Source organism: Corynebacterium sp. MSK044, assembly GCF_030232825.1.
Classification (GTDB): domain Bacteria; phylum Actinomycetota; class Actinomycetes; order Mycobacteriales; family Mycobacteriaceae; genus Corynebacterium.
This window is the reverse complement of the sequence record NZ_JASPJJ010000008.1, coordinates 1-14,187: the sequence shown is the minus strand read 5'-3', so window position 1 is coordinate 14,187 and position 14,187 is coordinate 1. Positions and strand designations below refer to the sequence as shown.

The window sequence follows — 14,187 nt, the reverse complement described above, 5'->3', positions numbered from 1 at the left end:
CGCACCCCGGTTGCCTTTTCTTGGCACAATATTCCTCATGTCTGTGACTGAGCGTTATACCTTGTCGTACTTGCCGGATCATTCGGTGAGCACTGTGTATTGCTTTGATCCGGAGGAACCGGCCGATGGTGCTCCTTTGGTGATGATGTGGCCGGGGTTTGGCATGGGGGCGCGTTATTACCGGCCGTTGGCGCGTGAGTTGGCGGCGCGTGGCTACTACGTGGCTATTGGGGAGCTGCGCGGGCAGGGCACGAATTCCACGAAGGCGCTGCCGGATAATCAGTGGGGCTACCACAATCTTGCGTCGGAGGATTATCCGCGGGCGATTGAGGCAGCCAAGCAGGAGCTGGGTTTGCCGCGGGATCACCCCACGTTTATGTTGACGCACTCAATGGGCGGCCAGGTGGGCTCGATGTTCCTTGCCCGCCCGGAGGCCAAGGAGCTCAACCTGAAAGGTTTGATGGGCGTGGGCACGGGCAGTCCCTATTACCGCGGGTTCCAGGGTCGCGCGTTTGTTCGCGCTTTGTTGGGCGGGCAGCTCATGGGGCAGGTAGCTAAGTTGCGTGGTTTTTGGCCGGGTGGCGCATTAGATATTGCCGGCTACGGCCGCCAGTCCGGCCGGCATGTGTATGAGTGGTCGTTGTTCAACCGGACTAACTCGATTGCGAACCTAGCGGGGCAGGACATTGATTATGCGGCGGCGATTAAGAAGGTCGACGTACCGGTCCTGCTCACACGGTTCACCAATGACGATGAATGCACCCTCGCCTCCTGCGAGTATCTCCTTACGCACCTGACCAAGGCACCGCGCAAAGCCGAGGAACTCTCTGGCGGCTTGGGGCATAACCGTTGGGCGCGGGAGCCACAGATCATAGCGGACCGTTTTGAACAATTCGTGGCAGAAACCACCAATTAACCGTGTCCGGGGCACTGGACGGGGGGGAAGCTTTTTCGCGCACCGTAGTTCATTGACGCCGTATTAGTCAGATGTGGTGGACCTCATACATAAGTTTCGTTTGATGCGTGTCTCAGGAGATATGGCGTGTACCAGCAGTTATTGGTCGGGCTGGGATCCAGACACTGTGATCTGGGAGCGAAGCTGCCCCTATATAGGTCTATCTGGTGTTTTATAACATTTTTTGTTGGCTAAACGAGCAGATATTTGGCACAGTAACTATGGAGACCTGTCTGGGCTTCCCATTCATAGTGCACAAAAGTCTGAAGGAGTAATTGTGGCTACATCAACTCGGCGTCAGCGAACGTCTACCCGTACAGGGATAGCTATTGCATCGGTCGTTTCACTGGCGTTGGGTGCGGTTGCTGTTGTCGGTCCTGGCGCTGTGAATACTCAGGCCACGGCAGCAGAGTTCACCGGCGGCCTCCGCGGCGATGATGGCCAAGGTGCGGTGGAGAAACAGGACCAGAAGGCCTCGGACCTGGATACGGGTGGGAATAAGTGTACTGTTTTTGTTTCTTCCCCCAAGCCTGGTGGTGGCAGCCAGGCTGGTTTTACATGGCACACGCTGGAGCCGACCCAGCAAAGTAAGGACAAGACGCAGTGGGGCTTGAGTGTCGCTTTTGACAACTCAAAGGACCGTACGTTTGCGGATTGGAGCTTTTCCAACTCGGGAAACTTCGGCGCCTCCCTCAATATCGGTACGGTTCCGGCGATGGCTCCCGGCCAGACTCTTCCGTCTGACAATGGGCCTGTTACGGCCAAAGCTGATGAGTCCATCGACATCACCGCGAGCCGCACACAAAGGAACCTGAATCTTGCTGCTGACCTGACTGAAGATGAGGTCAAGCAGTTCGCGCAGGCTGGTGCTGATAACCCAGTGCGTTATGCGTGGCAGGGCAACTACACGAAGGACAACATTCTCAGTCCTTTCGCTACGCGGGGAGACAACGCTGCTTTCACCGCGGTTGTGAACCCGTGGCCCAGTGAGAACATGGAGTGCAATCCCATCACGGTGAACTGGGAGAGCTTTGACAAGCACGTGATCGTTGAGGGAGAAGAGACCAAGGTCGGTCACATTAATATTCCGGCGTTGGATGAAGATAGCCAAGGCCAAGACGACTCGTTGTCGCGCATGGTGGTTGAGGCCTATGACGACAACGGCAAGTTCATCGGCACTTCAAATGCCAAGGAGTCTGGTGGTTCGCAGCGTCTGCGCGTGGATGAGAAGGGTGATATTTACTTCACGTGGCCCAAATACCGTGGCACGGATCTGGCGGCAAACAAAAATGTGAACTTTTCCGTGATTGCGTTGCCGCGTAGTGTGGATCAGCTTAAGGCCGCAGTGGAGAACAACAATGGGTACGGCGATGCGTTTGACAGCTCTAACTCACTGACGCGCTACAACAAGCCGAATGTCATCGATTCGAAGGGCTTCAGGCTGGATGACACGGAGGACCACACTCCGCGGTATGACCAGAATGAGAAGAAGATCATCTCGGGTGTGGATGGGCCGAGGGGTCCGGTGAACACTGGGCGCCAGACAGTGACTTTCACCCAGGTGCCGGACCTGCTCAAGGAACTGGCTAAGAAGAAGGCTGACGGTGGCTTTGAGGCCACAGTCGAACTGGATGACACGTACGTCCTGGAGGGCTGGGACGTAGAGATGGACGAGGACTACAACGTCACCGTCACATCCCCGGAGAATCCGATGCCGAATACATTTGCACGCCCGAAGATCACGGTGGAGTACTCAAACGGTTCCACCGATGAGATTCAGCTTTTCGTGCTCGTGGACCCGAATAACACGCAGGTCACCGATCTGGTGCGCCCGGCTGTGGCAAAGGGTCTGCCGAATGAGGAGATCACCTCCCAGATTGGCACCAAGCCCATCATGAGGGGCCGTAAGCCCGTTTTCCCAGAGAAGTTTGAGGTCGATCAATCTACCGTTCCAGAGGGCTGGACTGTCACGGTTGATCCGACTGGCAAGGTCACTGCAGTGGCGGCTTATAACGACGTTCCCTTGGGCACGACCATCTCCCCGACGGTGAAGGCCACCTACCCGGACCAGACGACAGATGAGGTGGAAGTCCGCTTCCAGGTCATCGCTGAAATTAAGATTCCTGACTATGACAGGGTGACGGATAGGCCGGGCAAGGCTGTGACTCTCACACCAACCCTTCCGGAGAAGGGTTTGAGCGGTAGTGAGACGGACCAGCCGCCTTACCGTTACAGCTTCGCCAATGGAGAGCTCGAGTACACGGTTGAGGATGACAGTGGCACGTGGCACCTCACGATCGATGAGGATACTGGTGAAATCACCACCACTATCCCGCGCACCGCACCTGAGGGTTACATCCTGGACGTTCCTGTCCATACGTTCTATCGGGTCGGGGAAACGAAAATGGTGCCGGTCACGGCCACCATCACGGTTCTGCGCAGCTACATTGTTCCTGTTTATCCTGTGGAATCCACCGGCCCGAATGAGCCGGTGGAGCACAAGGTGAAGGATGCCCCGAGGGGCTCTACGTTCTCCTTCGGCGACCTGGATGGCCAACCGCTCCTGACCAAGGAAGAAGACGGCTGGACGTACTCCATCGACCCGAAGACCGGTGTTGTCACGGCCACTCCGCCGGCCGATTCTAAGCCGGGTGATAAGAAGACGATCACCGTCAAGGTGGCAACGCCGGATGGATCGACCCCGGAGGTGCCTGTCACCACCGTGGTGAAGTTGAGCAACAGCTGGGAAGCTGAGCCAACGTACCAGGCTGAAACGGTGTACCCGGGTGAGACGGCGACCTTGCCGGTGGACTTTGATAACCCAGACAACGCCAAACTGGCCAAGGAAAACCCCTTCAAGCTCGGCGATATTCCTGCTGGTTGGGATGTCAGCATTGATGACAAGGGCACGATCACCGCAACCGCACCCAAGGGTGCGAAGAATGGTGACGCGATCGACATTCCTGTCACGGTGACCTACGAGGATGGCTCCACGGACACCACGAAGGCAAAGGTGACGGTCATTGACGTCCTGGAGCGGGAGATTCCGTTCAACACTGTGTACAAGTACGACCCGACGGTGAACCAGGGCACCTACAAGGTGGAGACCGAAGGTAAGCCAGGTAAGGAGACTTTGAACAAAGACCGCACGTGGAAGCGTGTGGAGGACCCGGTCGATGAAGTTGTGGTCATTGGCACGAAGCCGATGAGTGAGAAGGTGGAGTGGACAGAGCCGATTCCGTACTCCACGGTCATCCGCGAGAACCCGAATCTCGCGCCGGGTGAAGTGAAGGTTGTTCAGGAAGGCTCGAACGGTGAGGCTTCCTACGCCGCCGTCTTCAATGGTGTCAACGGTGAAGCAACGGTCACGGAGACTAAGGCTCGCACCGAACCGACAGATCGCATTGTTGAGCACGGTCCGCGCCTAAAGGATCAGGAGCTGGTCACGGAGACCACGCGCAAGATCCCGTTTGAGACCACGATCGTCTTCGATGACACGTTGGCCGCGGGTGAGCAGGTCGTCGATAAGCAAGGTGTCGTCGGCGAGGAGAAGGTGACAAGCACGCAGAAGCTTGTCGACGGCAAACCCTCCGGCGACCCCGTCGTTCAGACGACAACGGTGACCGAGAAGCAGGACGCTGTCATCCGCGTGGGTACCAAGACCACGGGTACGAACACTGAGACCGTTAAGTCTGAGGTCCCGTTCGGTGTGAAGATCGAGTTCGATCCGAATATGGCGGCTGGCACCTCCGAGGTGACCACGCCGGGTGTTCCGGGTGAGAAGACGGTGACGATCAAGCGCGACATCACCAACTCCCAGCCGGGTGACCCGCAGATCACCGAGGAGATCACCAAACAGCCTGTTGATCAGGTGATCAAGGTGGGTACGAAGCCGTCTGAGGCTTCCTCGAAGGTCACGTGGACTGCTCAGGTTCCGTTTGAGGTGGAGACCCGCCCGAATCCGGAACTCAAGCCTGGTGAGATCAAGGTTGTTCAGAAGGGTGTTCCGGGTGAGAAGACCTACACCGCTGATTTCACCGCCACCGGTGACCAGGCAACGGTGACCCCTGAGGAGAAGCAGACGAAGGATCCGGTCAACGAGATCATTGAGTATGGCCCGAAGGCTGATGACACCTCTGTGGTGACAAAGACTGAGAAGCCGGTTCCGTTTGAGACGGAGATTGTCTTTGATGACACGCTTGCCGCTGGTGAGCAGAAGGTTGATCAGCAGGGCGAGAACGGTACTGAGGTTGTGACGTCGACCCAGAAGATCGTCGACGGTAAGCCGTCTGGTGATCCTGAGGTGACTACCGAGCGCACCAAGGAACCGGTCAAGCAGATCATCCGCGTGGGCACCAAGACCACCGGTACGAACACCGAGACTGTTGAGACTGAGGTTCCATTCGGTGTGAAGATCGAGCTTGATCCGGAGATGCCTGCTGGTGAGTCCAAGGTGACCCAGGAAGGTAAGCCGGGCAAGAAGAAGGTGACCATTACGCGCGATATCACCAACTCGCAGCCGGGTGATCCGCAGATCTCTGAGGAGATCATTGAGCAGCCTGTTGATCAGGTGATCAAGGTGGGTACCAAGCAGGCGACTGCGATGGACAAGGTGACGTGGTCGGTGCCAATTCCGTTTAGCACCGTCTTGCGCCCGAACTCGGAGCTCGCGCCGGGCGAGACAAAGGTTGTCCAAGAGGGCGCCGATGGCCAGGCGACCTACGAGGCCACCTTCACCGGAGTCAATGGTGAAGCGAAGGTGACGGGTGTTGTCTCTCGCCTCGAACCGGAGGACCGCATCATCGAGTACGGCCCGAAGGCTGAGGTTGAGGACACCGAGGTTGTGACCAAGACCGAGAAGCCGGTTCCGTTCGAGACGAAGATCATCTTTGATGACACCCTTGAGGCCGGCAAGCAGGTCGTCGATAAGCAAGGCGAGCTTGGCACAGAGGTTGTGACGTCGACTCAGAAGATCAAGGGCGGTAAGCCTGACGGGGAGCCGACCGTGACGACGGAGCGCACGAAGGAGCCGGTTGCGGCTGAGATTCGTGTGGGCACGAAGACTGAAGGCACTTACACCACTGAGTCTGAGGTGGACGTGCCGTTTGAGACCGAGATCATCTTCGATGACGCCCTTGAGGCCGGCAAGCAGGAAACTGTTCAGGAAGGTAAGCCGGGCAAGGACAAGGTGACTACGACCCAGACCATCGTGAACTCGCAGGTCACGGGTACGAACACCGAGACTGAGCGTGTGGCTGAGCCAGTGAACAAGATCATCAAGGTGGGCACCAAGGGCAAACCTGCGTCCACGAAGATTGAGTGGACGGAGACCACTCCGTATGAGGTTGAAATTCGCCCGAATCCTGAGCTGAAGCCTGGTGAAACCAAGGTTGCCCAGGAGGGCAAGCCTGGTGAGGTCAAGCACACCGTCACGGTGAATGCTGAAAACGGTGAGGCCACCACCGAGGATTCCGTTGAGAAGATCAGCGACCCGGTGACACACATCATCGAGGTTGGTCCTGCCAAGGACCAGGAAACCGAACTGACGGATAAGAGCACACAGCAGATTCCGTTTGAAACCATGGTTGAATACGACCCGAACCTCGAAGTAGGCCAGGTCATTGAGGACCAAGCCGGTGCCTTCGGTGAGAAGGAAACCACCAAGACCTGGAAGCTCGTGAACGGCCAGCCTGTCGGCGAACCGGAAACCACCGAGCAGACCATCAAGGAGCCGACGCCGCGCAAGATTCGCGTGGGCACCAAGTGCAAGTGTGAAGGTTCGACGGAGACGTCTACTGTGACGTCGACGACGAAGCCGACGGAGCCTGGTGAGCCGTCTGATCCTTCCGATCCGTCTGAGCCGTCTGTGCCGGGTGAGCCGGGTGAACCTGGTGATTCATCGACAACCCCGACGAAGCCGACTGAGCCCACTAAGCCGTCTGATCCGACTTCACCTACAGAGCCGACTAAGCCAAGCCAGCCGACTCCGGTTCCGCCGACAACGCCTGGTGGTTCGTCTGGTTCTTCAGACCCGTCTGGTTCTGGTTCTGGTTCCAGTGGTGCTGTTGCGGAGCGTTGTTTTGGTAATGCTGTGCGTTCGCCGATTCTGTGGTTGCTGCCGATTGGTTTGCTGGCATCGCTTGGTGGCAAGTTGATTCAGCCGTACTTGGGTCAGGTGCAGGGTCAGTTGGATGGTTTGAATGCGCAGATTAATGCTCGTGTTCAAGAAGAGATGCGTCGTCATGGACATGATTTTGATGATCATGGTTTTGGTGGTCGTGTTGGTCAGCAGCATGACCGGTTGAATGAGCAGTATGGCGATCAGTTTGGTGAGATTGGTCGTCGTGTCAGTGAGGCCAATGCGCAGTTGCAGGGTTTTGTGAATGATCCGATGGTGCAGAAGTTGGGTCAGGCTGCTGGTCTGATTCTGGCGTTGGTTGCTGCTGGTGCTGTTCTGTACGACTGGTGTGGTAGTCCGGTCGGTGAGGCGAAGACCTCTATTAAGGGTGGTGGTTCGTCTACCCCTGGTGGCAAGGAGCCGTCCCCGGCACCGTCGCCATCGCCGTCGCCGCAGGATAGTATCGAGCCTCTCTAGGCACTAGGTGAGGCGGGGTTGTTCCCGCCTCGCGGCACTGTGTTGCTCCCCGCTGGTTGGTCTGAGAAGTCAGACGCTGACCAACGGGGAGCTTGTCATTGGGTGGTGGGGTGCCGCGGGCGCTGCAGCAATGGGTTTGTTTGAACCTGTGAAACATTTAATTCTGGCTTATCTTGCTCTTATTTGGCACAGTAATTAATGGGTATTTGCAATGGGGGATTCCATTTTCAGTGCATAACAGTTATAAGGAGTAATTATGATCACCACAAACTGGCGTGCGCGTCGCACGTCCCGTGCAGGGTTCGCAGCTGTATCTGCTGTTTCTTTGGCTTTGGGGGCGGCTGCTGTTGTCGGCCCTGGGCCGCTCACATTGGAGGCCACGGCCACGCCACTGACTAATGAGGAATGTGGTGCCTGTGGTGCCAACAATGAGGCAGGGCAGCCAAAACCCGAGCCTGAGGATCCGGCGTCATCGGGTCCGGCACAGTCGGGATTGTCGGCTGCCAGTGGTGCTGTTGCAGAGCGTTGTTTTGGTAATGCTGTGCGTTCGCCGATTCTGTGGTTGTTGCCGGTTGTTCTGTTGGCGCAGACTGGTGGCAAGTTGATCGAGCCGTACTTGGGTCAGTTGCAGGGTCAGTTGGATGGTCTGAATGCTCAGATTGGTGCGCGTGTTCAAGAGGCGAGCCGCGGTCAAGCGCAAAGCTCTGACGACGATGTGCCGTTCGGCCGTACCGGAAACAAGCACAACTGGGTGTTTGAGCAGCATGGTGAGCAGTTTGGTGGAATCGGGGCTCGCCTGGATGAGGTGAATGGGCAGCTGCAGGGCTTCCTGAATGACCCGAACGTGAAGCAGGCGGGTGAGGTCGCTGGCGCGATTCTGGCTTTGGTTGCTGCAGGGTTCATCTTGTACGACTGGTGCAGCACCCCGTCGGGTGATGCGAACAGCTCCATCAAGATTGAAGGATCGTCCAGCGGTAGTTCTTCTGAAGAGGTTCCGCCGCGCAACCCTGAAGGGAACGTCGAGCCCTTCTAAGCCCTGACCAGTGAGGCGGTTTCGCACGGGCCTTTTGCCTTATCGACGAATGTGATCTGGCACACTATCCGCATGAGCGAAACCAGTCAGTCGAAGGACTATATCTTCGTTGATGCCCCTGTAGTACTACCCGATGGAACGATGTCACCGGTGTATGTCTTCCCACCACAACGTGCGGTGGGGCAGGGGCCCAAGCCGTTGGTGGCTATTTGGCCGGGCTTTGGCATGGGGGCGCGGTACTTCCGGCCGACGGCACAGGAGTTGGCTAATCGGGGTTACCCGGTGGCGATTGGGGAGCTCCGCGGGCAGGGGAGGAGTAATGCCAAGGCGACGCGGCGGTCGCGTTGGGGTTACCACGACACCGCGTCGGAGGATTACCCGATAACCATCAGGGCAGCGAAGGAAGCACTGAACCTGCCGGAGGACTATCCGACGTTGCTGCTGGTTCACTCCATGGGCGGCCAGGTGGGCTCGCTGTTCCTGGCCCGCCCGGAGGCGAAGGAACTCAACGTGGTGGGCATGATGGGCGTGGGTTCCGGCAGCCCATACGTGGAAGGCTTCGTGGGGGCGGATCGACGCCGTGTGGCCTACGGCAGCTTGTTCATGTCGGCGGTATCCAGGATCTTTGGGTTCTGGCCAGCCGGCCGGGTGGATTTGCCCGGCTATGGTCGCCAGTCCGATGTTCACGTGCGGGAGTGGAAAAGGTTCTGCCACCGGAACTCGTTGGCTAACCTGCGGGGCCAGGACATGGATTATGAGGCACGGATGAAAGAAGTCACCGTGCCCATCCTGCTCACCCGGTTCACGGATGATGAGGACTGCACCCTAGCCTCCGCCGCATGGCTGGCCGAAAAGTTCAACCCGGACCTTGTGCACGTTGAACAGATCAACGGCGGTCTTGGCCACACGCGGTGGGCCCGCAAACCGGAGCGGGTTGCGGACCGGCTAGACCGCTTCGTGGAGGCTCTGTAGAGGCTTTACTGGGAGTCGAGGGCCTGCTGCCAGAAGTCCGCTTCCAGGCGGGTAGCGGTGCGGAAGATGTCCAGGAGGCGCTCGTAACGCTTCGTGCCCACGATGTCGGTGGCGGGGACGGCCAAGAGATCGTCGAGAAGCTTTGTCATGTACTTAGCCTGATTCTGAAAGGCCTCGCCGGAGTACTCCTGGATCCACTCGGCGTATGGGTGATCCGGGTTGGCCGTGAGCTGTGGCTCCAGGTAGGCGCCAATTTCGGCGTACCCGATCTGGCAAGGGGCCAGGGCGATCTGCAGCTCCAGCAAATCCCCAGCCATCCCGGTGTCCAGCACGTAGCGGGTGTAAGCAACGGTGGCCTGCTTCTCCGGGGCGGTGTCGAGTTCCTCGCTGGTGATGCCCCAGCGCTCCGTCAGGCGGCGGTGCAGATTCGTCTCATGGATGGTGGCGGACAGGCCCTGCGCGGCCGCTTCCACCTCACCAAGGGTGCGCGCTTTGTAGGCGGCCAGCGCGTTGGCGCGGGCGTACTGCACGAGGAAGAGATAATCCTGCACCAGGTAATCCTGGAAGATCGGCAACGGCAGCGTGCCCTGGCCGAGATCCTCCACGAACTTGTGGTGAATGTACGCATCCCACTCGGGGGCGTCCTGCTTGAGAAGCTCCAGAAGATTCATGTTCTACACCTCTAGTGGTTGCTCGTAGGAATTGTTGAAGAAGTCCAGCTCAAGTGCCACGGCACGGCCGAAGTACTCGGTGATAATGCGGCGGTCTTCCTCACTGCGCTCACCTAGGCGGTCCACCTCACTGCGCAGGAACGCCACCAAGTCGTGGAACTCTGGGTAATCGTGCAGCTCAATCCACTCGTTGTGGACGAAGCTTGCTGGGCGCTTCTCTGGTGCCTTGATAGCCCAGTCGAGGTAGAGCCACTCGGCGACGACAAGCACGCCGAGGGCTGCGGCGTAGGAGCGAGTCTGCGCTGCCTCACGCATCAGGCCGGTAAAGCCCGTGCAGGCGGGGGAGTCCGGGGTGTTGGCGCGCAGCTCCTCGGTCACACCGAGTTCCTCGAAGGAACGCAGGAAGTACGTGTTCTCATCCCCGGCGACCTCGCCGATGAACTGGGACAGGCGCAGACGCGGTTCCAGATCATCCGCCGTGGACATCGCTGCACCGAGCAACTGCAGGAAACTGTCCAGGAAGCGGTAGTCCTGCACGAGGTATCCGGCCATGACGTTGTTGGGAATTGAGCCTTCGAAAAGCTCCTTTACGAACCTGTGATTGACGGCGGCGTCCCACGTTTCGCGGTGGGCGTCGCGCAATTCCTCGGTAAACCTAGGCATTGTTCCCCCAAAGATTGTGGAAGTGGTGGACCGGGCCATGGCCGTGGCCCACATTCAGCTGGTCCGCGTGCTTGAGCGCCGCCGTGAGGTACTCCTTCGCCTCACGCACCGCGGACTCCATGTCCATGCGCGGCAAACGCGCAGCGATAGCGGCGGACAGCGTGCAGCCTGTACCGTGATCGTTCGTCGTGGCAATGCGCGGAGCGGTCAGCTCAATGCGCGTATCCGGGCCGATGAGGATATCTGTGCTCAACTCACTCGTGTGGTCCTCCAGGTGACCACCCTTGAGCAGCGCCCAGTCGCAGCCGAGGGCGAGAAGCTTATCGACGTTCCCCTTCATCTGCTCTAGTCCATCCATCTCCTCGTCTAAGCCGAGGAGCACAGACGCTTCAGGCAGGTTCGGTGTGATCAGCGTGGATCGGGGCACTAGGTGGTCGCGCAACGCGCCCTCCGTATCCGCGTCGAGGAGGCTATCCCCACTTTTAGCTACCATCACCGGATCAAGCACCACCGGGCACGTTGCCTTATCTGTGTACTGGTCCAGGGCTTTTGTGATCGCCTCGATGATGCCGGCGTTGGCCACCATGCCAATCTTCACCGCATCAACCTGTACGTCCTCAAATACCGCCGCCGCCTGGTCGAAGACGAAGTCTGGGTCTAATGCCTGAAACGCCCGCACCCCCTGGGTGTTTTGCGCAACCACAGCGGTGATCACGCTCATGCCATAAGCGCCAGCGGCTGAAAACGCCTTCAGATCAGCTTGGATGCCAGCCCCGCCCGATGGGTCCGTGCCAGCAATGGTGAGCACATTAGGTATGCGATTATCGGGTTTGTTGGGTACGGGAATATCACTCATAGACAATTCCTCCGCGAATACTAATTCGATCAGGTTCAACGGGTGTGATCTCAGCCGCCTGCGGGCGGCACCCCGTGTCTTACACCGGTTCAGGGTAGCAAAGTTCCTGGCGGTGCTGAGTTGGTTTTGGGTGGTGTTGTGGTGCTACTGCGCGTGCTTCTCCAGGATCTCCCCGAACTCCGGCAAGGCTGGTGCCACGATGCCGGAGATCTTTCCGCGCATGGAGGAGTACACCTTGCTCACGGCCGCAGGCGCCTTGTCTGCAAAAGCATCGCCCACCTTTAGCACAGAATCAGCCACTTCATCCTCATGCGCTGCGAGGTAGGCGCCGAAACTGTTCTGGCTGGCATCGCCCTTGTAGGCAGCCCAGTGCGGGTTGAGTTCCTTCAGGATGCTGGGCAACACCCGATCGACCCCTTTCGAGACTGCATCTGCGTCAGCCTTCTTCGCGGCGCCCAACGCCGACTTCACAGCCATACCGGTGAGCCCAGACAGGTTAGCGGTGGTCTTATCCACCAGGGCAACAAGATCGTTCACGGCCTGCGCGCGGGCGGGGCCTTCAAGGAGAGAGTTCAAATCAGTCATGCGGTTAACTCTAGGAAAGTCCCGTTAGGAAGGGAGAGTGAGGGCGGTTTGGGGGTGTGCTTCCGGGCGTGTGGGTCCCGAACTCCCGGAAATCGTGCACAACCCCTTGTAAAAGACCAGGACTGCACTCAGCTCTCCGGAGTTGAGAGCAACGTGGTCTGCAATCCGGGAAGACAAAAGTCCCGCTGACCGGGTTGGTCAACGGGACTGAAAGTTTAAGTTGCAGTTCTTCCGCCACAGTTCCGACTCGGCTATTTCACACTAGTCACTGCAACCACAACAGCAACAAATGTAACAGGCTCTTGGTCGGTCCGCCACACGGGGGTATGCGAAGCGGGGAATCCGGAGCATCCCCACGAGATCTAGTGCAGAGAACTGTTGTACTGACCCGGCAGATTGGTGCACGTGGTGATGAGTGGTTGGCTTCCGGCTGCGGAAAGAGGTCGACAGTCAATGTATTCCTGGAGTCATGCCGGTAGCGCAGTGCGGCGTTCGTTTTCGCACATGTCAGGCTTTGAGTAGGCCCATATATAGGCCATGGTGCAGTGTAATCGTTCGATCTTCCCGTTGACTTGCGGGCGGTAAAGCCTGATGCGTTTAGGCCTCACACCGAATTCGTGGAAGGTGTTTTCCGCACTGTGGATCGATAGCATGATTCGTTGTCGCTTAAGACTCGTTGACGACCATTCAACGCCCGGGAAATCACGCCATTGCCCGCTGCAGCACTCCTGTGGCTGTGTCAACTCCAGTGGCTGTTTCAGCGGATCACACAACACGCACCAACGCTTCGGGACAGTAATAGCCAGACGCGTGATTCTGAGGGTTTTCTGTTAATTCGGCAGTTCCTGTTGCGTGTGTTCTTAATCGTTTCTAAGCTGTGGGTCCTAGTCCATTGAGTCATGTTTGTGGCTGACCCGATTTCGCGGGTGGTTGGTACCGCTCGTGACTAACCGAGTTGAGGGGGTAGCGTGCCTGTGCGGGGTGTTGATGCGCCGGTTTATGGTGTTGGTTTGCCGCCTGATGCGCCGCGGCCGCGGTTTGTGTGGACGGTGTCTTTGCCGCTTGGGTGGCGTGTTATTGATCTTGATCCGCGGTGTACGGATGCTTCGATTGCAAATATTATGCGTGATGATGATGTTGTGCCTGGTGTGCGGCTTAAAAGTGCGCAGAAGCGTCAGTTGAAAGAGGCTATGGCATCCATGGCGACCGAGGCGCGTAAGGCTGGGGCTGTGTGGGTGTTGGTTCTTCCTGGTGTGCAGGAGGATTATGTTTCTGCTGTGACGTTGTTGTTGCGGTGGTCTGATTCTGCTCCGCGGTCGGCGAGTGTGTTGGAGATCCAGCGGCAATTGGGAGCCGATGTCACCAGTGTTGAGCCAACATTGAATGGGGAAAGCTACGTTTTGCACAGTTCTTCTTCGTTGGCGGGTCCTGTGACTGATCGTCGCACGGTGTATACCCATCAGGCGTTTGTTCCTGTGCCGTCAACGACATGGACGTTGGCGGTGTCTGCTACTGCACCGGATGCGGACACTGGTGAAGATGTGAAGGCGATTGTTGGTCGTGTGGCGGCAAGTGTGGTTGCGTGGCCGGAGATCACTGAGCAGCTGCGTGAAGTTGAGCAGTTACCTGTAGGAAACGTAGTTGATGAAACTGCTGCGCCTGTGGATGCTGAGAGTTCGCGGGTGTGGGTGGATAGTCAAGGAAGTGTTGACGTAGATGTCTAGTGATTTTTGGCGGGTTCCGGTTGCAGATCTTCGGGAGATTTCTTCGAGTTTGCAGTCGATTGAGCAGTTGGTTTCTGAGGTTGAGCCGGCTGCTGTTGGTTCTGAGGGTGTTGATTCGGTTCATGGTGAGCAG

The 14,187-nt window shown here is 57.9% G+C and carries 9 protein-coding genes and 1 riboswitch; of the genes, 5 read left to right on the top strand and 4 right to left on the bottom strand.

Features of this window, described 5'->3' with window-relative positions; all coding sequences use genetic code 11:
* Positions 1-37: 37 nt before the first annotated feature.
* From QP994_RS06350 to QP994_RS06335, 4 genes are all read left to right on the top strand, one after another.
* Positions 38-916: an alpha/beta fold hydrolase gene (locus QP994_RS06350; RefSeq protein ID WP_284865765.1), complete on the top strand. Its 879-nt coding sequence runs from the start codon at positions 38-40 to the stop codon at positions 914-916.
* A 316-nt stretch (positions 917-1,232) separates the two neighbouring features.
* Positions 1,233-7,550, top strand: a complete 6,318-nt coding sequence (locus tag QP994_RS06345) for a G5 domain-containing protein (RefSeq protein ID WP_284865764.1) — start codon at positions 1,233-1,235, stop codon at positions 7,548-7,550.
* Between the two features lie 256 nt (positions 7,551-7,806).
* The gene (locus QP994_RS06340; RefSeq protein WP_284865763.1) at positions 7,807-8,583 is read left to right on the top strand and encodes a hypothetical protein; all 777 of its coding nucleotides are present in this window, start codon (positions 7,807-7,809) and stop codon (positions 8,581-8,583) included.
* A 72-nt stretch (positions 8,584-8,655) separates the two neighbouring features.
* The gene (locus tag QP994_RS06335) at positions 8,656-9,555 is read left to right on the top strand and encodes an alpha/beta fold hydrolase (RefSeq protein WP_284865762.1); all 900 of its coding nucleotides are present in this window, start codon (positions 8,656-8,658) and stop codon (positions 9,553-9,555) included.
* Between the two features lie 5 nt (positions 9,556-9,560).
* On the opposite strand, the gene tenA is transcribed toward QP994_RS06335, so the two are convergent.
* The 4 genes from tenA to QP994_RS06315 all read right to left on the bottom strand — a co-directional run bounded on the left by tenA (position 9,561) and on the right by QP994_RS06315 (position 12,330).
* Entirely contained in the window at positions 9,561-10,226 is a 666-nt protein-coding gene (gene tenA / locus QP994_RS06330) for a thiaminase II (RefSeq protein ID WP_284865761.1), read from the bottom strand.
* A 3-nt stretch (positions 10,227-10,229) separates the two neighbouring features.
* A complete protein-coding gene (locus QP994_RS06325; RefSeq protein WP_284865760.1) occupies positions 10,230-10,889 on the bottom strand; it encodes a TenA family protein in 660 nt (219 codons plus the stop codon).
* The gene (gene thiD / locus QP994_RS06320) at positions 10,882-11,745 is read right to left on the bottom strand and encodes a bifunctional hydroxymethylpyrimidine kinase/phosphomethylpyrimidine kinase (protein ID WP_284865759.1); all 864 of its coding nucleotides are present in this window, start codon (positions 11,743-11,745) and stop codon (positions 10,882-10,884) included. The genes QP994_RS06325 and thiD overlap by 8 nt, the downstream gene beginning before the upstream one ends.
* A riboswitch (TPP riboswitch) is annotated at positions 11,734-11,830 on the bottom strand. Its footprint overlaps the gene before it by 12 nt.
* Positions 11,831-11,889: 59 nt before the next feature.
* Positions 11,890-12,330: a DUF6918 family protein gene (locus QP994_RS06315; protein ID WP_284865758.1), complete on the bottom strand. Its 441-nt coding sequence runs from the start codon at positions 12,328-12,330 to the stop codon at positions 11,890-11,892.
* Positions 12,331-13,298: 968 nt separating this feature from the next.
* Between QP994_RS06315 and QP994_RS06310 the strand changes: the two genes are divergently transcribed.
* The gene (locus QP994_RS06310) at positions 13,299-14,054 is read left to right on the top strand and encodes a hypothetical protein (RefSeq protein WP_284865757.1); all 756 of its coding nucleotides are present in this window, start codon (positions 13,299-13,301) and stop codon (positions 14,052-14,054) included.
* Positions 14,055-14,187: the final 133 nt, after the last annotated feature.

What these genes read in the sequence shown, in the direction of transcription:
- QP994_RS06350 (WP_284865765.1), top strand. Translation starts at nt 38, where the DNA reads ATGTCTGTGACTGAGCGTTATACCTTGTCGTACTTGCCGGATCATTCG.
- QP994_RS06340 (WP_284865763.1), top strand. Translation starts at nt 7,807, where the DNA reads ATGATCACCACAAACTGGCGTGCGCGTCGCACGTCCCGTGCAGGGTTC.
- QP994_RS06335 (WP_284865762.1), top strand. Translation starts at nt 8,656, where the DNA reads ATGAGCGAAACCAGTCAGTCGAAGGACTATATCTTCGTTGATGCCCCT.
- tenA (WP_284865761.1), bottom strand. Translation starts at nt 10,226, where the DNA reads ATGAATCTTCTGGAGCTTCTCAAGCAGGACGCCCCCGAGTGGGATGCG.
- QP994_RS06325 (WP_284865760.1), bottom strand. Translation starts at nt 10,889, where the DNA reads ATGCCTAGGTTTACCGAGGAATTGCGCGACGCCCACCGCGAAACGTGG.
- thiD (WP_284865759.1), bottom strand. Translation starts at nt 11,745, where the DNA reads ATGAGTGATATTCCCGTACCCAACAAACCCGATAATCGCATACCTAAT.
- QP994_RS06315 (WP_284865758.1), bottom strand. Translation starts at nt 12,330, where the DNA reads ATGACTGATTTGAACTCTCTCCTTGAAGGCCCCGCCCGCGCGCAGGCC.